The 18,327-nt window shown below is 71.6% G+C and carries 18 protein-coding genes; 7 read left to right on the top strand and 11 right to left on the bottom strand.

The window, feature by feature from the left end; all coding sequences use genetic code 11:
* Positions 1 to 41 precede the first annotated feature (41 nt).
* Complete coding sequence (gene ftsY / locus NFX31_RS07775; RefSeq protein WP_045252200.1) at positions 42 to 917, bottom strand: signal recognition particle-docking protein FtsY; 876 nt, start codon at positions 915 to 917, stop codon at positions 42 to 44.
* 60 nt (positions 918 to 977) lie between these two features.
* Positions 978 to 4,556, bottom strand: a complete 3,579-nt coding sequence (smc, locus tag NFX31_RS07770) for a chromosome segregation protein SMC (RefSeq protein WP_262957121.1) — start codon at positions 4,554 to 4,556, stop codon at positions 978 to 980.
* A gap of 512 nt (positions 4,557 to 5,068) precedes the next feature.
* Between smc and NFX31_RS07765 the strand changes: the two genes are divergently transcribed.
* The 5 genes from NFX31_RS07765 to NFX31_RS07745 all read left to right on the top strand — a co-directional run bounded on the left by NFX31_RS07765 (position 5,069) and on the right by NFX31_RS07745 (position 9,215).
* On the top strand, positions 5,069 to 5,347 hold the full coding sequence (locus NFX31_RS07765; RefSeq protein ID WP_262957120.1) for a hypothetical protein: 279 nt from the start codon (positions 5,069 to 5,071) through the stop codon (positions 5,345 to 5,347).
* Positions 5,347 to 6,468 carry a GNAT family N-acetyltransferase gene (locus NFX31_RS07760; RefSeq protein ID WP_262957119.1) on the top strand — a complete coding sequence of 374 codons (1,122 nt, stop codon included), beginning with the start codon at positions 5,347 to 5,349 and terminating at the stop codon, positions 6,466 to 6,468. The genes NFX31_RS07765 and NFX31_RS07760 overlap by 1 nt, the downstream gene beginning before the upstream one ends.
* A 149-nt stretch (positions 6,469 to 6,617) precedes the next feature.
* Positions 6,618 to 7,313, top strand: a complete 696-nt coding sequence (locus NFX31_RS07755) for an ABC transporter ATP-binding protein (RefSeq protein WP_045252203.1) — start codon at positions 6,618 to 6,620, stop codon at positions 7,311 to 7,313.
* Positions 7,310 to 8,626 carry an ABC transporter permease family protein gene (locus tag NFX31_RS07750; RefSeq protein WP_262957118.1) on the top strand — a complete coding sequence of 439 codons (1,317 nt, stop codon included), beginning with the start codon at positions 7,310 to 7,312 and terminating at the stop codon, positions 8,624 to 8,626. The genes NFX31_RS07755 and NFX31_RS07750 overlap by 4 nt, the downstream gene beginning before the upstream one ends.
* A gap of 127 nt (positions 8,627 to 8,753) precedes the next feature.
* Positions 8,754 to 9,215, top strand: coding sequence for a phage tail protein (locus tag NFX31_RS07745; protein WP_262957117.1), 462 nt, complete (start codon positions 8,754 to 8,756; stop codon positions 9,213 to 9,215).
* Between the two features lie 22 nt (positions 9,216 to 9,237).
* On the opposite strand, the gene mutM is transcribed toward NFX31_RS07745, so the two are convergent.
* The 7 genes from mutM to NFX31_RS07710 all read right to left on the bottom strand — a co-directional run bounded on the left by mutM (position 9,238) and on the right by NFX31_RS07710 (position 15,314).
* Positions 9,238 to 10,146, bottom strand: a complete 909-nt coding sequence (gene mutM, locus NFX31_RS07740; protein ID WP_262957116.1) for a bifunctional DNA-formamidopyrimidine glycosylase/DNA-(apurinic or apyrimidinic site) lyase — start codon at positions 10,144 to 10,146, stop codon at positions 9,238 to 9,240.
* A complete protein-coding gene (gene rnc / locus NFX31_RS07735) occupies positions 10,139 to 10,852 on the bottom strand; it encodes a ribonuclease III (RefSeq protein WP_262957115.1) in 714 nt (237 codons plus the stop codon). The genes mutM and rnc overlap by 8 nt, the downstream gene beginning before the upstream one ends.
* Before the next feature lie 14 nt (positions 10,853 to 10,866).
* Complete coding sequence (rpmF, locus tag NFX31_RS07730; protein ID WP_045248451.1) at positions 10,867 to 11,076, bottom strand: 50S ribosomal protein L32; 210 nt, start codon at positions 11,074 to 11,076, stop codon at positions 10,867 to 10,869.
* A gap of 32 nt (positions 11,077 to 11,108) precedes the next feature.
* Positions 11,109 to 11,576 carry a YceD family protein gene (locus NFX31_RS07725; RefSeq protein WP_045252429.1) on the bottom strand — a complete coding sequence of 156 codons (468 nt, stop codon included), beginning with the start codon at positions 11,574 to 11,576 and terminating at the stop codon, positions 11,109 to 11,111.
* 146 nt (positions 11,577 to 11,722) lie between these two features.
* Complete coding sequence (gene coaD / locus NFX31_RS07720; RefSeq protein WP_045252207.1) at positions 11,723 to 12,220, bottom strand: pantetheine-phosphate adenylyltransferase; 498 nt, start codon at positions 12,218 to 12,220, stop codon at positions 11,723 to 11,725.
* Positions 12,221 to 12,310: 90 nt separating this feature from the next.
* On the bottom strand, positions 12,311 to 14,485 hold the full coding sequence (locus NFX31_RS07715; RefSeq protein WP_262957113.1) for an ATP-dependent DNA helicase RecG: 2,175 nt from the start codon (positions 14,483 to 14,485) through the stop codon (positions 12,311 to 12,313).
* A 58-nt stretch (positions 14,486 to 14,543) separates the two neighbouring features.
* On the bottom strand, positions 14,544 to 15,314 hold the full coding sequence (locus NFX31_RS07710; protein ID WP_091477420.1) for an alpha/beta fold hydrolase: 771 nt from the start codon (positions 15,312 to 15,314) through the stop codon (positions 14,544 to 14,546).
* Positions 15,315 to 15,394: 80 nt separating this feature from the next.
* On the opposite strand from NFX31_RS07710, the gene rsmD reads away from it, so the two are divergent.
* Positions 15,395 to 15,985, top strand: coding sequence for a 16S rRNA (guanine(966)-N(2))-methyltransferase RsmD (gene rsmD / locus NFX31_RS07705; RefSeq protein WP_045252210.1), 591 nt, complete (start codon positions 15,395 to 15,397; stop codon positions 15,983 to 15,985).
* Between the two features lie 53 nt (positions 15,986 to 16,038).
* Here rsmD and thiL read toward each other — a convergent pair whose 3' ends face one another.
* Entirely contained in the window at positions 16,039 to 17,073 is a 1,035-nt protein-coding gene (gene thiL, locus NFX31_RS07700; protein WP_045252211.1) for a thiamine-phosphate kinase, read from the bottom strand.
* A 23-nt stretch (positions 17,074 to 17,096) separates the two neighbouring features.
* On the opposite strand from thiL, the gene NFX31_RS07695 reads away from it, so the two are divergent.
* A complete protein-coding gene (locus tag NFX31_RS07695; RefSeq protein ID WP_175491160.1) occupies positions 17,097 to 17,621 on the top strand; it encodes a DUF3515 domain-containing protein in 525 nt (174 codons plus the stop codon).
* A 28-nt stretch (positions 17,622 to 17,649) separates the two neighbouring features.
* Here NFX31_RS07695 and NFX31_RS07690 read toward each other — a convergent pair whose 3' ends face one another.
* The gene (locus NFX31_RS07690) at positions 17,650 to 18,213 is read right to left on the bottom strand and encodes a hypothetical protein (RefSeq protein WP_091476028.1); all 564 of its coding nucleotides are present in this window, start codon (positions 18,211 to 18,213) and stop codon (positions 17,650 to 17,652) included.
* Positions 18,214 to 18,327: the final 114 nt, after the last annotated feature.

Raw genomic sequence — 18,327 nt, 5'->3', positions numbered from 1 at the left:
GGGCGGTAGTCCGCGCGGCGCGCGCCGGGAAACGGCTCGGATCAGGAGCCGACCAGGGCCTGCACGAAGACGTGCGGGGTGAAGCCGGTGAGGTCGTCGATGCCCTCTCCCTGCCCCAGGAGCTTGACCGGGATGCCGGTGCGCTCCTGCACGGCGAGCACGAATCCGCCCTTGGCGGAACCGTCGAGCTTGGTGAGCACGAGGCCGGTCACGCCGGCATGCTCGAGGAACGCCTCCGCCTGCATCACGCCGTTCTGCCCGGTCGTCGCGTCGAGCACCAGCAGCACCTCGCTGATCGGGGCCTGCTTCTCCACGACGCGGCGGATCTTGGACAGCTCGTCCATCAGGCCGCCCTTCGTGTGCAGCCGGCCGGCGGTGTCGATGATCGCGATCTCCGTGCCGTTGTTCTTCGCGTACTCGACCGTCTGGAACGCGACGGACGCCGGATCCTGGCCCTGCTGCTGCGGGCGGACGATCGCGGCCCCTGCCCGCTGCGCCCAGGTGCCCAGCTGCTCGACGGCGGCGGCGCGAAACGTGTCGGCCGCTCCGACGACGACGGATCGCTGATACCCGCGCAGGAACTTCGTGAACTTGCCGATCGTCGTCGTCTTGCCGACCCCGTTCACGCCCACCACGAGAACCACCGCCGGCCGCTCCGTGAGCTTCAGGGTGGTGTCGAACTTCGCGAAGTGCTCCTCGAGCGTCTCGCGGAGCATGCGCTGCAGATCCTTGGGGTCGGTCGTTCGATAGCGCTCCACTTTGGCGCGCAGCTCGTCGACGAGGCGCTCCGTGATGTCGGGCCCGAAGTCGGCCGTGAGCAGCGCGGTCTCGAGGTCGTCCCAGGTGTCGTCATCGATCGTGGGCTTGACGAACATGCCGCGCAGCGCGCGACCGAGGGACCAGGACTTCTCCGCCATGGCACCCAGCCTACGGGGCGGGCGCGAGCGGATCCGTCGTGTTCGCCGAGGGCGCGCGGGTCAGACCGCGGCGGCGGCGCGATCGCCGACGCGCTGGCCGACGACCGCCGAGACGCCGTCCTGGCGCATCGAGACGCCGTACAGGGCGTCCGCGATCTCCATCGTGCGCTTCTGATGCGTGATGACGAGCAGCTGCGAGCTGGCGCGGAGCTGCTCGAACACGGTGAGCAGGCGCCCGAGGTTCGCGTCGTCGAGCGCCGCCTCGACCTCGTCCAGGATGTAGAACGGGCTGGGGCGGGCCTTGAAGATCGCGACGAGGAGCGCGACGGCGGCCAGCGACCGCTCGCCGCCGGAGAGAAGCGACAGTCTCTCGATCTTCTTGCCCACGGGACGGACGGCGACCTCGATGCCGGTGTTCAGCAGGTCGTCGGGGTTCGTGAGCGAGATGCTGCCGGCGCCGCCCGGGAACAGCAGCGGGAACACCTCGCCGAACGCCTGGCGGGTGTCCTCGAACGCCGAGGCGAAGATCGTCTGCATCCGCTCGTCCAGCTCGGCGATGATCGTCAGGAGATCCTGCCGGGTCTTGGTCAGATCTGCCAGCTGCTCGGTGAGGAACGCATGCCGCTGCTCGAGAGCGGCGAACTCCTCCAGAGCGAGCGGATTCACGCGCCCGAGCTGTCCGAGCTTGCGCTCGGCCTCCTGAAGCCGCCGCTGCTGGATGCGGCGATCGTACGGGATCCCGGTCGGGACCGGGTCCTGCTCGACCGCGTCGTCCTCCGCCGCGTCCACGAGATCGGCGGGCTCGGCCGCGACCGCCAGGACGTCGCGGGGAACGAGCTGATCAGGTCCGTGTTCGGCGATGAGGATGTCCTCGTCCAGGGCGAGCTCGGACTGCACCCGCTCGAGCAGGCTGGTCAGGTGCAGCTTCTTCTCGTGGATCTGCAGCTCGAGGCCGTGCACGCTCTCGGTGAGGCCTGTCAGACGCTCGCGGATCGACGCGTCCTGGCGGCGCAGCGCGCTCAGCTCCTCGTTCTGCGCGGAGCGGGCCGATTCGGCCGCGGCCAGCGCCAGCCGCGCCTCTGCGACGGAGCGGTCGAGGGAGTCGAGGATCCGGGGAAGCTCTGCGGCCACGCCCGACGCGGTCTCGCGCTGCGCGCGCCGGATCACGGCACGGCGGGCGGCCTCCGCCGCTGCCTCGCGCTCGCGCTCACGCTGTCGCTCCAGCGAGGAGACCCTGCTCTGGGCCGCACGGACCCGCTCGCGCAGGGTCTCGATACCCAGGCGCGCCTCGACCTCCGCCTCCCGGGCCGCTTCGAGGGCCTCCAGGAGCCCGTCGCGCGCCGAGGCGTCGAGCACCGGCCGGGGGGCCGCCTCGGCGTCGGCCAGGGCCTGCTTCGCAGCGTCGGCATTGCGCTCGGCATCCGCCACCGCGGACTGCGCCTGCGAGAGGCCGGTCTCGAGCCGGTCGCACTCGGCGATCGCCGACTCGTGCTGCACCGTCACGCGGTTCACCTGCTCGGTGTGCGCCGCGAGCGCGGCATCGTGCTCGCGCAGGGTGCGCAGTGCGTCCCTGGAGGTCCGCCGCGCGGTCTCCAGCTTCTCCGTCCCGTCTTCGCGTGCCTCGCGCAGGGAGTCGACGACCACGCGCACCTCGCTCAGGCGGTCGACGGCGGCGTCGCGCTCGGCGATGAGCTCGAGCCGCGACCGCTCGCCGCCCGAACCGGTGTGCAGGGTGTGCGCCGTGAGCACCTCGCCCGCCTTCGTGACCACGGTGAGCGGCACGCCGGCCGCCGCGGCCGCCGCGGCGTGCGCCGATCGCGCGGCCGTCAGGTCCTCCACGATCACCACGTGCGACAGGACGCCGAGGACTCCCGCCGGGGCCGTCACCACGTCCGTCGCGGGAGTGGCACCGGCGATCCGTGCGTCGGACACCGCGGTGGCCGCACCCTCCGCGATCACGATGTCGTAGGCGCCCGCCGTCACGTCGTCGGCGGCGAGCGCGAAAGCCGCCGCCACGTCGTCGACGAGTACGCCTTCGGCAAGAGGTCCGAGCACCGCCGCGATCGCGGCCTCGTACCCGGGCGTGACCTGCACGGCGTCGCCCACGAGCCCGCGCACGCCGGAGAGCCCCGCCGCCACGATCTCGGCCGCGCCGCCGGTCACGGCGATGGCACTGCCGAGCGCCGAAGCCTTGGCGGTGAGGGCTTCCGACTCGCGCTCCGCGGCGTGCAGCCGTTCGCGCAGCCCTTCGAGCTCGGTCTCGGCGGCGACGGCGCGGGCCTGCGCATGCTCGTACGCCTCCGCGTGCTCGGCGGCAGTGCCCTCGGGAGCCTCGCCCTCCTCGATCCGCTCACGGGCCTCGGCGGCTTCGCGCCGACGCTGATGCGCGGCCTCGAGCGCATTCTCCTGCCGCAGCACCGCGCCGCGCACCGCGGCCAGCGCCGATGCCGCCGCCTCGGCCTGACCGCGCAGGGTGGTCAGGCGCATGTCATGAGCCGAGACGAGTGCGCTCTGCTCGGCGATGTCCACGTCGAGCGCGTCGAGCTCGGCACGCGCTTCGGCGACGGCGCGCGTCGCCTCCTGCGCCACGTCCTGCGCGCGCCCGATTCCGGACGAGATCTCCTCGACCTCGTCCTTCGCCTCGTCGATCGTCGCCTGCGTCACGGTCACGGCCGTCACCGCGGCGTCGTCCTCCTCGGATCCGAGCAGGGCGAGCCTCTGATTCGCGAGGGTGAACAGCCCTCGCATGCGCTCCTGCACCTGCTCGAGCCCGAACGCGATCCGACGGGCCTCATCGACGGCGGCCGAGTTCTGCAGCGCCTCCAGGCGCGTGACGTCGGCGCGGATGCGGTCGGCCTGCTCGCTCAGCACCACGCGTTCGGCATGGCGCTCGTGCTCGTTGCGCGTGTGGTCGGCCAGCGCCGAGCGCAGCTGCACCACGTCGTCCGCGAAGATGCGCGCCTTCGCATCGCGCACCACTGCGGCGATGGTCTGCGCCTCGCGCGCGATCTCAGCCTGGCGGCCGAGCGGCTTCAACTGCCGGCGGATCTCGCCCGCCAGATCGCTGAGGCGCGTGAGATTGGTCTCCATCGCGTCGAGCTTGCGGAGGGTCTTCTCCTTGCGGCGCCGGTGCTTGAGGATCCCGGCCGCCTCCTCGATGAACCCTCGACGGTCCTCCGGGGATGCCTGGAGCACCGTGTCGAGCCGGCCCTGGCCGACGATGACGTGCATCTCCCGCCCCAGGCCGGAGTCGCTCAACAGCTCCTGGACGTCGAGGAGCCGGCAGCCCTCCCCGTTGATGGCGTACTCGCTCGACCCGTTGCGGAACAGGGTGCGGCTGATCGTCACCTCGGCGTACTCGATCGGCAGCGCGCCGTCGCTGTTGTCGATCGTCAGCTGCACCTCGGCGCGTCCGAGCGGGCCGCGCGTCGACGTGCCGGCGAAGATGACGTCCTCCATCTTGCCGCCGCGCAGGGTCTTGGCTCCCTGCTCCCCCATCACCCAGGCGAGCGCGTCGACGACATTGGATTTGCCGGATCCGTTCGGTCCGACGATGCAGGTGACGCCGGGCTCGAAGGCGAACGTGGTCGGCTGCGCGAAGGACTTGAACCCTTTGAGGGTCAGGCTCTTCAGATGCATGGGCACGCTCGGTGGTCGGCGGAGTTCACGGCGTCTACGCTATCGCGACCGTCTCGCGCGGCGGTGCGGGAAACGCCCGAGGTCCAGGGATTTCTGAGTGTCGGCTTGACGCTTCCTGTGAACCTCCGCTAGCGTGACAAACCCGAGCCGAGAAAGGAGGTTGCCGACATGATGAGCACTCGCACCGCATTCACCCCATTCCGTGGGATCGATGCGTCTTCGGCGACTTCCGCCGGCCTCCGCGCGCGTCACGCCGCGTAGCAGGCGCATCCTCCCTCGCCCCGGCCTCCGGCCGGCCTGACGCTTCGTGCGTCTGCGATCCGATCCGCGAACCGCGCGTCGATCACTGATCGCCCTCCCGATCCGGGACGCCGTGTCCCTGGATCCTGCCGGTCCGCACACCGTGTGCCGGATCCGTCTCCCCCTCCGTGACACGTCGCGGCGTCCTACCGGACGATCCTCGGCGTGGCGCGAAACCGCCTTTCCGGCACGACCAACGAAAGCGAATCACCGTGAACACCGCATTGCACGCTTCGCCTCCCACCGAGTCGAAGCAGCGCGCTCAGAACGAGCGCGACCTGTCCATCCAGCTCCCCCGCGAGGAGGAGCTCCGCAACCTGTCTCTGTCCCAGCGGCTGGCCCTGCGCGTCGCCCTGCATCTCATCGTGCGGACGCGGCACACCGCGCAGGACCGTGCCGAGGACGCGCTCCGGAACGCCGAGCGCATCCGCGTGCTCCAGCAGTACGAGGCCGCCCGGCTGGCCGGCGCCGCCTCCCGGCAGGTGCTCTGATGACGACCGCTCAGAACGAGACCCCGTTCGTCATCGACCTTCCCGCCGGCGCGACCCTGCATCCGCTCGTGCTCCCCGCACGGGCGGATGCAGTTCGCGACGGGGCCCTCCTCGCCTACGCGGATGTCCGCAACCGCTGCCTCGAGGAGGCGTCGGGACGCGACGACGACGCCTTCTCCGCGGAGGAGCTGCTGCCGCTGCTCACCTCGGACAGCCACACCACCCGCCGCCAATGGCGCATCCTCCACGGAGAGCGCACGGTCGGCGTGGTCGTCTTCACCGTGCTGCACGATGACGGCGGCGCGACCGCGGTGAGCGTGATCAGCGTGCTGAAGCAGGCGCAGGGCCGGGGCATCGGCACCGCGGTCGCGGCTCACCTGGAGCACCTCGCCCGCACCGAGGGCGTGCGCACGCTCCAGGTCTGGACCGAGCACGTGCCCACGGAGGATCCCGTGCTGGTGCCGCCCACCGGATTCGGGAGCATCCCGCGCGATCACACCTCGAGGTTCCTGCTCGCTCAGGGCTGGACGCTCGAGCAGGTCGACCGGGTCAGCGAATACCGCTGGAGCACGGGCGACGACCAGGTGCCGGCCCTCCGCGCGCAGTACGAGACCGCGCAGGCCGCCGCGACCGGTTACCGCGTCGTGCAGTGGCTGCTCCCGACTCCGGACGAACGCCTCGCGGGCTACGCGTGGATGAAGTCGCGCATGTCCACGGACGCTCCGGACGCGGACATGGGCTCCCCCGAGGAGACCTGGGACGCGGACCGCGTCCGCGAGCAGGACGAGCGCTGGCTCGACATGGGATACACGGTCCAGGTGACCGCGGCGGAACACATCGCCACCGGCGAGCTCTGCGCGTACAACGAGCTCTCGCTGAAGGGCGCGGACGACTCGGTCACCGAGCAGAACGACACCCTGGTGCTCGCCGAGCACCGCGGTCATCGACTCGGCCTGCTCGTGAAGACCGCCGGCCTGCTGAGCTGGCACGAAGGCCACCCTCGCTCCACGCGGGTGATCACGTACAACGCCGAGGAGAACCGTCCCATGCTCTCCATCAACGAGCAGATCGGCTTCGTGCCGATCGGCTACGGCGGCGCGTGGAAGAAGGCGCTGGCGTGACGTCCGTGTCAGCCCCGCTCCGCCTGCTCGCGCTCGCGAAGGGGCATTCTCCGCTCTGAGCGTGCGGTCATCCTGAAGGATGACCGCACGCCGGGGATCTCCGCCTCCAGGCCGACGATCCCGAGATCGCGCCCGGCGAGGCTGGAAGCATGAGCAACACGGTCATCCACGCACACGGCCTGATCAAGGCCTTCGGTCCCACCCGCGCCCTCGCCGGCATCGACCTGGACATCGCCGTCGGCGAATCGGTCGCCATCATGGGCGCATCCGGATCCGGGAAGACGACACTGCTCCATGTGCTCGCCGGGATCACCCGGCCCGACGCCGGACAGGTCGTCTACACGCCGCCGTCCGGTGGTCCCGTCGACGTCAGCGCGCTCGGTGAGTCCGCCCGCTCCCGGCTCCGCCGCGAGTCGTTCGGCTTCGTGTTCCAGCAGGGCCTGCTGATGCCGGAGCTCACCGCGGTCGAGAACGTCGCACTCGCCGCGATGATCACCGGTGTCTCGCGCGCGGAGGCGACCCGGCGCGCCGCCGGCTGGCTCGCCGCCCTCGGCCTGCAGGGCATGGAGGATCGTCGCATCGGCGAGTTGTCCGGCGGGCAGGCGCAGAGGGTGGCGATCGCCCGGTCCCAGGTCACCGGCGCGGGCGTGGTGTTCGCCGACGAGCCGACCGGCGCCCTCGACTCGGTGACCTCGTCCGAGGTGATGGACGCCCTCCTGTGGTCCACCACCGGTCAGGGCCGCACGCTGGTCGTCGTCACGCACGATCCCCAGGTAGCCTCCCGCTGCTCCCGTGTCATCGCCGTCCGCGACGGCCGCGTGCAGAACTCGGCGGTCGCCGCGTGAACGCCGCCACCCTCCGGCTGCTTCTGCGTCCCGCACCGGGCTCGGCGGGGGTGGTCGTGATCCCCGCCGTCGCCTTCGCGATCGTGTCCGCCCTCGTGCTCACCGTCGTGGGTGGCGCACAGGCGTTCTGGGCATGGGACGACGAGTACGCGACGATCTATCAGGTGCTCGCCGCCGTGGCCCTCGTCCTGCTCGTGCTGCCGCTGGCGTCGCTCGGCGGCGCGGCGGCGCGACTGTCGGCCCGCCGCCGCGACGAGCGGCTCTCGACGCTCCGGCTGCTGGGCGTCAGCGGATTCGGCGTCGGTGTGATCGCGGTCGTCGAGGCCACCCTCGTCGCCGCGGCCGGCGTGATCGCCGGCGTCGTGCTCTCGATCGGGATCGCGCCGCTCGTGGGGCTCATCCCCTTCCGCGGCGCGCCGCTGGGCGCCGCCGTTATGCTGCCTCCGCTGACGACCGCGGCGATCGCTCTCGGCACCGTGCTGCTCGCGACGGTCAGCGCCGTCGTCGGTCTGCGGCGGGTGGTGATCTCGCCGCTCGGCGTGCGCACCAGGACCACGCCCCGCACGCCGCACTGGGTGCGGGCCGTCGTGGCGGTCGCCGCGATCGCGGCCGGGTTCATCGCGGGCAACGTGGTCCCCGGCATCGGGGGCACCATCGCGATCATCACGGGTCTCGCCGCGATCTTCGCGGTCGGGCTCCTCGTCCTGAACCTCATCGGCCCCTGGGTCCTGACGGTGGGGGCGCGGATGCAGCTGCGCCGCGCGAAGACCCCCGCGCGCCTGCTCGCCGCGCGCATCGTGCTGGACGACGCCAAGGGCGCCTGGCGCCAGGTGAGCGGCGTCGCGATGTCGAGCTTCATGGCCGTGTTCGCCGGCACCGGCGTGGCCCTGATGAACGTGCTCGGCAGCGAGAACGCACGGACCGACGACCTCGCCCTCGTCGCCGACATGCGGACGGGTCTGATCATCACGCTGGTGGCGTCGTTCCTCATGGTCGCGTGCTCCGTGGCGGTGACCCAGGCGTCCGACATCCTCGACCAGCGCGACCTGCACCGGAGCCTGCACTACCTCGGCGTCCCCGCCGACACGGTGGATGCCGCGCGACGCCGTGCGGTGATGTCGCCGCTGCTGGTGACGTCGCTCGGGGCGGCGCTGTGCGCGGCCGTGCTGATCTTCCCGCTCCTCGGGATCGCGCTGATCACCGCGCCGGTCTCGCTCCTCACGATCGCCGCCGTGCTCGCCGCCGGCGTGGCCCTCGTCTGGATCGCGACGCGGTTGACCCGTCCGATCCTGCTGCGCGCCTTCGCCGGCTGATCCCCGGGGTGCGGTCGCGGCCGTCGTCGTCATCCCGACGGCCGCGACCGACGTCGCAGCGTCACCGCACGGCACAGCTGGGAGAGAATGAGCAGGACCATCGCCGCCCGTACCGAGGAGCCCCTGCATGAGCACCATCGTCGACTTCGTCACCGTCTCGACCGCCGGGCTCGAGTCCTCCCCCGTCGCCGAGGCGCTGGCCGGACTGCGCGCGAACGAGGCCCGCTACATCACCAACAAGTACGGAACGCCGTTCACCGTCAGCACGCCCGACGAGGATCCCGAGACGCTCCGCTGGGTGACCGGGATCCTGCACGACGAGCGCGGCATCGACATCGAGAGCCCGGCGCTGGAGGTCAGCGGCTTCGAAGCGGACGGGATCCGGTTCGGCTACGTGTTCTACGCCTCCGGACTCGCCGTCAACGTCATGTACACGCTCGCGGAGGGCGGCAAGCGCGCCGTCGGCTTCAAGCTCTCGCTCGGCATGGACGTCCCGGCCGAGCTGTCGGCCTTCAAGTTCGCGCGGCAGCGCTCGAAGCTCGCCGGCGAGATCCGCGGCTCCTACTTCGTCATCAAGGGAGAGCACTGACAGGGAGGGCCTTGTCGGCCGCTCAGCCTCGTCGTCGCTGGCACCGAGGGCAGTAGTGGCTGGATCGGTTCATGAACGACTCGCGGCGGATCGGGCCGCCGCACCGTGCACAGAGCTCGCCCTCCCGCCCGTAGGCGTTCAGCGAGTGCGCGAAGTAGCCGGCCTGGCCGTTGACGTTCACGTACTGCGCGTCGAAGCTGGTGCCGCCCTCCGCGAGAGCCTTCTCGAGCACCGCCCGCACCTCGGCGAGCAGCCGGTTCACGGCCACGGTCGACAGCGCCGACGCCGGTGTCTCGGGGTGGATCTGCGCCGCCCAGAGCGACTCGTCCGCGTAGATGTTGCCGACGCCGCTGATCACGCCCTGATCCAGCAGCACGCGCTTGATCGCGCTCGATCGGGTGCGCAGTGCCGCGCGGAACGCGCGATCCTGGAACTCATCGTCCATGGGATCGCGCGCGATGTGCGCGACCTGCGAGGGGATCAACGGCTCCACGCTCCCCCAGCCCGCTGCGCGCCCGTCCCCCGTGGGCACGAGCGCGTCGACGGCGAGCGAGCCGAACGTCCGCTGATCGGCGAAGACGACCGCGAGCTCACCGTGCTGCGGATGCTCCACGTACAGCCGGATCCGCTCGTGCCGCTCCGCCGCCGCGTCGGGCCGGCGCAGCAGCAGCTGACCAGACATCCCGAGGTGCCCGACGATCGCCGAACGCGCCTCGCCACCCGTCGCGGCGAGCGGCATCCAGAGGAACTTGCCGCGCCGGGCGACCGTCGCGACCTCGGCTCCTTCGGTGCGCGCGACGAAGTCGGCGGCGCCGGCGGAGTGCCTGGTCAGCGCGCGCTCGTCGTGCACCGCGACCGACAGGATGCGCGCGCCGGTCATCGCCGGCGCGAGCCCCGCCCGGACCACCTCGACCTCGGGGAGTTCAGGCACGGTCGCTGAGCAGCTGCCAGGCGGCCAGGGCGGCGGCCATCTCGGCGGTCTTCTTGCTGGTGCCCGTGCCCGTCGCCGAGAGCTCGCCCGCGGTCACCGTGGCCGTGAAGCGCCGATCGTGGTCAGGGCCGGTCGACGCCACAGCGTAGGCCGGAGCGCTGAGGCCCTGGCGCGCCGAGAGCTCCTGCAGCGCGGTCTTCGGATCCATGGCGGCGCCGTAGCGCTCGGGATCCGCGAGCAGCGGTTCGATGAGGCGCAGCACGAGCGAGGTCGCCTGCTCCGGCCCCGCCGACAGGTAGGTGGCGCCGAAGACCGCCTCCATCGTGTCCGCGAGGATCGAGTCCTTGTCGCGTCCGCCCGTGCGCTCCTCGCCGTTGCCGAGGAGGATGTGCGCGCCGAGGCCGATGCCGCGGGCGACCTCCGCGAGGGCGACCGTCGACACCACGCTGGCGCGACGCTTCGCCAGCGATCCCTCGTCGAGATCGGGCAGCGTCGTGTAGAGCATGACCGTCACGGCCTGGCCGAGTACCGAGTCGCCGAGGAACTCCAGGCGCTCGTTGTGCGGGATGCCGCCGTTCTCGTACGCGTACGAGCGATGCGTGAGCGCAAGCTGAAGCAGCTCGGGGTCGATGTCGACTCCGAGCTGCTCAGAAAGGGGGCGCTGCTCCCGGGACCCGCCGACGGGCGGGACGGGGACTTCTGCCATGATCGACGGATCGATCAGATGTCGGCGACCTTGCGGCCCTTGTACTCGAGGAACAGCTCGGTGCCCTGCGAGTCGGTGACGACCTTCGCCTGGTGCGGGCGGCTGTAGACGACCTTGCCGTTCTCGATGGTCTTGACGAGGGCAGGAGCCTCCGCCTTCCACTGCGCGCGACGCGAGCGGGTGTTGGAACGGGAGACCTTGCGCTTCGGGGGGTTACCGGCCATGGTTGCTTACCTTCTGTGTTCTGGGCGCGCAGCTATTCCGCTGCGTTTCCTTGGTCTGTGATCTGCTGGAGCGCGGCCCACCGAGGATCGACGGGAGCGACCTGCTCTTTCCCGGCGCTTTCGGTCAGCCGCTCGCCGGTCTCGGGGTCGAGACCAGGGCAATCCGGCTGACACACCGGCTGAAACGGGAGCGACAGTACGACCGCGTCCCTGACCAGAGTTTCAAGATCCACGTGGTCGTCTTGAACCTCGAAGTCGTTCGCTTCCTCTCCAGGGTACGCGAAAAGCTCCTGAAACTCGACTTCGACAGGCGCGTCGATCGGATTGAGGCATCGTCCGCACTCTCCCCGGTACGTGGAATCGGCCTCTCCGGTCACGAGGATGCCCTCGTGCACGGACTCCAGGCGCACATCGAGGTCGAGCTCCTCGCCCTGCACGACGGAGACGAGGCCCTCGCCCCACTGCTCCGAGAGACGGATCGTCAGACGGTGCTCTCGCATCTCGCCGGGTCGCCGAACGATGTCGTGCACAGGCAGCACGAACGGTCCATTGCGTCGGGTTTTCACCGGTCCACTCTATCGGCTGCACCTGTACGGGGGCCGGGCGGGTCGGTCCGCGCGCCGAGCCTGCGCGGCGTGCTGCGCGCTCAGATCCCGCGGGCGCCCGTGTCCAGGAACCGGGAGACGGCGGGCGGCACGAACGGCGACACGTCACCGCCGAGCGCCGCGACCTGGCGCACGAGAGAGCTGGAGACGAGGGCGTGCGCCGGATCCGGCAGCAGGAACACCGTCTCGATGTCGGCGAGGTGACGGTTCACGATCGCCATGGGCGACTCGTACGCCACGTCGACCTGCGAGCGGATGCCCTTGACCAGCACGCCGGCGTTCACGTCCCGCGCGTAGTCCACGAGCAGTCCCATGCTCCAGGATCCGACGATCACGGTGCCTGCGACACCGGCCTCCGCGATCGACTCCTCGAGGAGGGTCAGACGCTGGGCCACGGGCAGCATGGCCTGCTTGTCAGGGTTGTGCACGACGAGCACGTGGAGCTCATCGTAGAGCGCGGCGGCGCGTCGGATGACGTCCAGATGCCCGAGGGTGGGCGGGTCGAAGGAACCGGGGACGACGGCGATCCGAGCGCTCACTTCGTCTCCTCACGTCGCTCAGTGCATCGCATGCGCCTCAGCCTAGCGGCGCGATCCTCTGCAGACGCCGAGTCGGCCGGCCCCGAGTGCTCAGTTCTTGGCGAGCGCCGCACGATCCTCGATGCTCAGGCGCTGCGCCATCGCCTCGCGGAGGCCCTCATGCCGCTCGAGCGCGGGATCCGCCTCGATGATGTCCTCGGCGATGGCCCTGGCCTGCGCGATGAGATCCGCGTCCTTGATCACGCGCAGGAGCTTCAGCGACGACTTCGCACCGGACTGCCGGGCGCCGAGCACGTCTCCCTCGCCGCGCAGATCGAGGTCGACCTCGGCGAGCACGAACCCGTCGAGGGTCGCGGCGACCGCGTCGACCCGATCGCGCGCAGGAGTGCCCTGCTCCGCCTCGGTGACCAGCAGGCACAGACCGGGCACCCCTCCGCGGCCGATGCGCCCGCGCAGCTGGTGCAGCTGCGAGACCCCGAACCTGTCCGCCTCGAGGACGATCATGGTCGAGGCATTGGGCACGTCCACGCCGACCTCGATCACCGTCGTCGCCACGAGCAGGTCGATGTCGCCGCGGGCGAAGGACTGCATGATCGCATCCTTCTCCTCCGCCGCCATCCGGCCGTGGAGCCCGGCGACGCGCAGCGAGCCCAGCTTCGGGTGCGTGGCGAGCGCGGCCAGCAGCTGGACCACGCCCCACTTGGGTCCCCGGCTCTCCTCCTCGTCCTCGAACCGCTCCTGGTCGGCCTCCTCGGCCCCGTTGTCGGTATCGATCGCGGCGCACACGGCGAAGACCTGGCGTCCCTTCGCGATCTCCTCCGCCGCGCGCTCCCACACCCGGGCGAACCACCCGGGATGATCGGCGAGCGGAGCCACGAAGGTCTCGATGCCCGCTCGGCCGCTCGGCATCGTGCGGATCACCGAGGTGTCGAGGTCGCCGAACACGGTCATCGCGACGGTGCGCGGGATCGGCGTGGCCGTGAGGACGAGCGCGTGCGGGCTCGTGCCCTTGGCCCGCAGCGCCTCGCGCTGCTCGACGCCGAAGCGATGCTGCTCATCGACGACCACCAGGCCCAGATCGGCGAACGTGGTCTTCTCGCCGAGGAGGGCGTGCGTGCCGACCACGATGAGCGCCTGCCCTGCCGCGACCCGGAGTGCCGCCTTGCGCCGTTCCGGCGCCGACATCTGGCCGGTGAGCAGGGTCGGCATCACGAGCGGCGCGAGCGCGGGGCCGAGCATCCTGGTGATCGAGCGCAGATGCTGTGCGGCGAGCACCTCGGTCGGCGCGATGAGCGCCGCCTGCCCGCCGGACTCCGCGACCTGCAGCATCGCCCGCAGCGCCACCAACGTCTTTCCGGATCCGACCTCGCCCTGCACCAGCCGGTTCATCGGCGCCCCGCCGATGAGATCCGCCGCGATCGTCTCTCCCACCGACCGCTGGTCCTCGGTGAGCTCGAAAGGCAGCGAGGCGTCGAAGCGCTCCAGCAGGCCGCCCGGTCGCGCCGGACGGGCCGTGGCGTCGAGCATCCGCACCAGGTAGCGCTGCTGCACGAGCGCGGTCTGCAGCGTCAGCGCCTCCTGCATGCGCAGGGTGCGGATGGCGGGCGCGATCTCGTCCTTGGTGCTCGGCCGGTGCACGCGTTCGAGCGCCGTGCGCGCGTCGAGCAGCCCCTCCTCCCGGCGCACCTCGTCGGGAAGCGGTTCGGCGACCGGGCCGAGCTCATCCAGCACCGTGCCGATCATCTTCTCGATCTGCCAGGTGGTGAGGCTCGCGGTGGCCGGATAGATCGGCAGCGGCGTGGAGACCAGGACGTCGGCCTGGGTGCGCGCGCGCAACTCGTCGTCGAACATCTCGTACTGCGGGTGCGCGAACTGGGTGACCCCCCGGTAGTCGCCGACCTTGCCGGTGAACACGCCGCGCCGGCCGACGCGCAGCTCCTTCTCGCGCCACTCCAGCTGTCCCCGGAACTTGGCGAAGAACGTGAGGACCATCCGGCCCACGCCATCGCCGATGTCGACGGTCATCATCGCGCCGCGGCGGTTCTTCATGTCGCGCACGCTCACCGACATGACCTCGGCGACGATCGTGACGGTCTCGCCCTTCGGCAGATCCAGGATCGGGGTGAGCTCTCCGCGGTTGGCGTACCGGCGCGGGTAATGCGTCAGCAGATCGCCGACCGTGACCATGCCGAACGCCTTCTGCAGCGCCTTCGCGTTGCCGTCGCCGACCGCGTCGGCGAGCGGCGAGTCGAGGCGGAGCGGCATGCTCAGAGTCTACGGCGGAGGGCGGACGCCGCTCCCCCGCGCTGCCGGCGGAGCCGGGTCAGTCCTCCTGGAGGAACTCCAGGGCGGCCTCCCGGAACGCCTTCGCCCCCGGCGCGTTGAAGTGATGCCGGCCGGGGATCTCGAAGAACCGCCCCTGCGGCGTCGCCTCCGCGAGTCGCACGGAGCCGGCGATCACCGCGTCCTCGGAGCCGGTGGCGAAGAGCACCGGCTGCGTCGGCGCGGTGGCCGGATCCGGATCCATCGAATCCGACTCGCGCATCCCCTGGGCGAGCGCGATCAGCGCGCTGAGGTCGTTGCCCGGCACCCGCTCCGTGAGGGCGATGTAGTTCTGCGTGACCCGGTCCGTGACCGGCGTGCCGTCATCGATGAAGCGGCGGACCTGGTCCAGATCCAGCCGGCCGAGCGGGATCCCGTCCGGCACGCCGCCGAGGACGGCTCGCGGGATGCGGTCGCCGAGATCGCGCAGCACCTGCCACCCCACGCGTGCGCCCAGCGAATAGCCGACGTAGAACGCGTCGTCGACGAGGTAGGTGTCGAGCACTTGTTCGACATCCGCCGCGAGCGTGCGCACGTTGTAGCCGGCCGCCTCGTGCGGCTTCTCGCTCGCCCCGTGCCCGCGCTGATCGACGCCGAGCACGCCGTAGCCGGCCTGCTGCAGCATGCGGATCCACCCCGTGAGCACCCAGTTGTCGCGCGTGCTGGAGGCGAAGCCGTGCACGATCAGCACCACGGGACCTTCGAGATCGCCCCAGACGTAGGTGGCGATAGCGACGCCCTCCCCCGCCTCGATGAACTGGGGCTGCGGCATACGGGTCAGATCGGCGAGGCTCTCGGGCACGCTCCTATCCTGCTCCCTTCCCCGCCCTCCGCGGCGCATAGGGTGAACGGATGACGAGAATCATCGCGGGCGCCGCGGGCGGGACCCGGCTCGACGTCCCCGGTCAGGGCACGCGCCCGACGAGCGATCGGGTGCGCGAGTCGCTCTTCGGCGCCCTCGAGTCGATGGACGCGATCGGCAACGCGCGCGTCCTCGACCTGTACGCCGGATCCGGCGCGCTGGGCCTGGAAGCGCTCAGCCGTGGCGCACGCAGCGCCGTGCTCGTGGAGCGCGGACGTCCTGCCGCCGCCGTGATCCGCCGCAACGTCGCCGCGGTGCGGAAAGCCCTCGCGACGTCGACGGACAGCGATGCAGGCGCTCGGGAGCCGACGGTCGTCGAGAGCGCCGTGCATGCCTACCTCACTCGCGCGACCGGCCCCTTCGACCTGGTGTTCACCGATCCGCCGTACGACCTGTCCGACGCCGACATGACGGCCGACCTCGTCGCGGTCGCGCCGCTGCTCTCCTCGGACGCCGTCGTGGTCATCGAGCGGGCACGCCGGGCGACCCCTCCGGACCTGGGCGCCGCGGGCCTCTCGCTGATCCGCGAGCGCTCCTACGGCGACACGGCGCTGTGGTGGGCGGAGCCGTCCACCCGGTGAGGCGGCTGTGTTGCGCAGAGGCCCGCTGACCGTGCGCACCCGGGCCGTCCCGCTCAGTCGCTGACGTCGGCGCCCGCGTCACGGTACGGATCCCAGCCGAGGGCGCCCACCGGTTCGCCGTCGTACAGCACCGCGGCCCCGTCCTGCCGCGGCACGACCGATCCGATGCGTCGGAATCCCGGCGGCAGCGCTCCCGCGGGGAACGTGGCCAGCAGCGCGTGGTCCTCGCCGCCTGCCAGCGCGCGCCGCGGGTGTGCGCCGAGGGCCGACTGCTCGAGGGCGATCGTCACTCCGGACGCGTCCGCCATGCGCCCGGCATCCAGTGCCAGTCCGTCGGACACGTCCATCATCGCGGTCGCGCCGGCCAGTGCCGCGACCGGTCCGAGACCGATCGGAGGCACGGGCCGCAGCTGCGCCGCGATCGCATCCGCCTCGCCCTCGCCGAGCACGGCGGGATCGACCGCCACCGCCGCCCCCGCGGGATGGAAGCGTCCGAACAGCACGGAGAGCCCGTGCGCCGCGTGCCCCATCTCGCCCGCGATCGCGACGTCCTCTCCCACGCGCGCGCCCGCGCGGGTCACCGCAGCCCGCCCCTCGAGGTCGCCGAGGGCCGTTACGGCGATCATCAGCGTCGCCGACGCCGTCAAGTCGCCTCCCACCACCGCGCATCCGGGCGCGAGGGCCTCGCAGGCGTCGCGGAGGCCGTCGGCCACCGCCGCGACGAACGACAGCCGCCGGTCCTTCGGCACGGCGAGGGCGACGAGCAGCGCCGTGGGGCGGGCCCCCATCGCCGCGATGTCGGCCAGGTTGACCGCCGCCGCCTTCCAGCCCAGGTCGTAGCCGCTCGACCAGGCCGCCCGGAAGTCCGGCCCCTCGACCAGGGTGTCGGTGGTCGCGACCACGGATCCGGAGGGAGCTGCCACCACGGCGGCGTCGTCGCCGGGGCCGAGCAGCGCGTCGCGGCCCTCCGGCGTCCGCGCGAGGATCGTCCGGAGCACGCGCCCCTCACTCACCTCGCCGACCGTCGGATCCTCGGATCCCACGACGTCCGTGGCTCCGACGGGTCCTGGAGCTGAAAGATCCACCATGACGTCAACGGTAGCCTGGAGGGATGCCCCGTCGTCTCGCCGTCGTCCCCGTCCTCGTGCTCGCGGCCGGACTGCTGGCCGGATGCAGCTCGACCGTGCATCTCGATGCGGCGGACGACGCGAACGACCCGCGCTGCGCGGACGTCACGGTGCGCCTGAAGAACGTGCCGTCGATCGATGGGCACGACCGGCGCTGGACCGACGCCCAGGCGACGGCGGCGTGGGGCGATCCCTCGGTGGTGCTGCTCACGTGCGGCCTGCCCGAGGCGGAGCCCACCAGCACCCTCCAGTGCATCTCGCTGCAGGGGATCGACTGGCTCGTCGACGACTCGAAGAGCCCGTACCTGACGCTGACGACCTACGGCCGCAAGCCCGCCGTGCAGCTCTACATCAACAGCAAGCCGGACGAGCCGAACAAGGGCGTGAGCGCCAACGACGTCATCGGCAACAAGAGCCTGGCCGCGGCGATCGCGACCATCCCGGCCACCCACGCGTGCACCGAGCGACCCGGCGCCGAGACCACGCCCGCGCCGAGCCCGGCCGGCTGACCCACGGTCGCACGGCCACGCCGGAGGCTCAGGCCGCGCCCGAGTGCACGGTCGCGTCGATACGCTCCTGATCCGCCGACGTATCGCCCCACGGCCTCTGCAACGCGATCTCCGCGAGCGCCGGGATCCAGACGAGGCTGCCGAGCTGGATCGCCAGCCAGGCGCCGTGCGGCGTCCCGACACCGACGACGAGGGCCGCGCCGACCGGCACCCCGATCAGCAGGATCAGCGAGGGGATGCCCGCCAGCAGCCGCACCCACCGTCTGCTCCGTGGGGAGAACAGGAACCCGGCTCCGACGAACGCGCCCAGCAGCGGCAGCGTCGCGGGGTCCGCGACCATCGCGAACGGCGCCAGGGCCAGCCATGCAGCGCCCCGCCGCCGGCCCGCGATCCGCCGGGCGAACGCCCACCCGAAGAGGGCTCCCATGGCCGTCCCGGGGATCAGGATGAACCCGAAGGTGCCGAGCCAGTGGAATTCCGAATCGGGGCCGGCCAGCTGCGCCATCATGCCGCGCATCGACGCGGCCCAGGCCAGGCCGGCGATCGCGCCCGCCCCGATCGCCGGCAGGACCTGCCGAAACGAGGACGACATCGCCGCTCCTTCCCGCCCGGGGACGCCGCACCGCGCGTCACCGGGCCTCGCTCACGGTCTACCAGGAGAGCCCGCCACGAGGGGGACCGTTTCCTGGCGGGAAACGGTCCCCCT

It is taken from the genome of Microbacterium azadirachtae (assembly GCF_025583665.1).
Classification (GTDB): Bacteria; Actinomycetota; Actinomycetes; order Actinomycetales; family Microbacteriaceae; genus Microbacterium; species Microbacterium azadirachtae.
This window is presented reverse-complemented; position numbering and strand designations above follow the sequence as displayed.

Bases quoted from the DNA above. Each gene is read 5' to 3' on its own strand.
- ftsY (WP_045252200.1), bottom strand. From the start codon at position 917: ATGGCGGAGAAGTCCTGGTCCCTCGGTCGCGCGCTGCGCGGCATGTTC.
- smc (WP_262957121.1), bottom strand. From the start codon at position 4,556: ATGCATCTGAAGAGCCTGACCCTCAAAGGGTTCAAGTCCTTCGCGCAG.
- NFX31_RS07760 (WP_262957119.1), top strand. From the start codon at position 5,347: ATGACGACCGCTCAGAACGAGACCCCGTTCGTCATCGACCTTCCCGCC.
- NFX31_RS07755 (WP_045252203.1), top strand. From the start codon at position 6,618: ATGAGCAACACGGTCATCCACGCACACGGCCTGATCAAGGCCTTCGGT.
- NFX31_RS07745 (WP_262957117.1), top strand. From the start codon at position 8,754: ATGAGCACCATCGTCGACTTCGTCACCGTCTCGACCGCCGGGCTCGAG.
- rnc (WP_262957115.1), bottom strand. From the start codon at position 10,852: ATGGCAGAAGTCCCCGTCCCGCCCGTCGGCGGGTCCCGGGAGCAGCGC.
- rpmF (WP_045248451.1), bottom strand. From the start codon at position 11,076: ATGGCCGGTAACCCCCCGAAGCGCAAGGTCTCCCGTTCCAACACCCGC.
- NFX31_RS07725 (WP_045252429.1), bottom strand. From the start codon at position 11,576: ATGCGAGAGCACCGTCTGACGATCCGTCTCTCGGAGCAGTGGGGCGAG.
- NFX31_RS07715 (WP_262957113.1), bottom strand. From the start codon at position 14,485: ATGCCGCTCCGCCTCGACTCGCCGCTCGCCGACGCGGTCGGCGACGGC.
- NFX31_RS07710 (WP_091477420.1), bottom strand. From the start codon at position 15,314: ATGCCGCAGCCCCAGTTCATCGAGGCGGGGGAGGGCGTCGCTATCGCC.
- rsmD (WP_045252210.1), top strand. From the start codon at position 15,395: ATGACGAGAATCATCGCGGGCGCCGCGGGCGGGACCCGGCTCGACGTC.
- thiL (WP_045252211.1), bottom strand. From the start codon at position 17,073: ATGGTGGATCTTTCAGCTCCAGGACCCGTCGGAGCCACGGACGTCGTG.
- NFX31_RS07695 (WP_175491160.1), top strand. From the start codon at position 17,097: ATGCCCCGTCGTCTCGCCGTCGTCCCCGTCCTCGTGCTCGCGGCCGGA.
- NFX31_RS07690 (WP_091476028.1), bottom strand. From the start codon at position 18,213: ATGTCGTCCTCGTTTCGGCAGGTCCTGCCGGCGATCGGGGCGGGCGCG.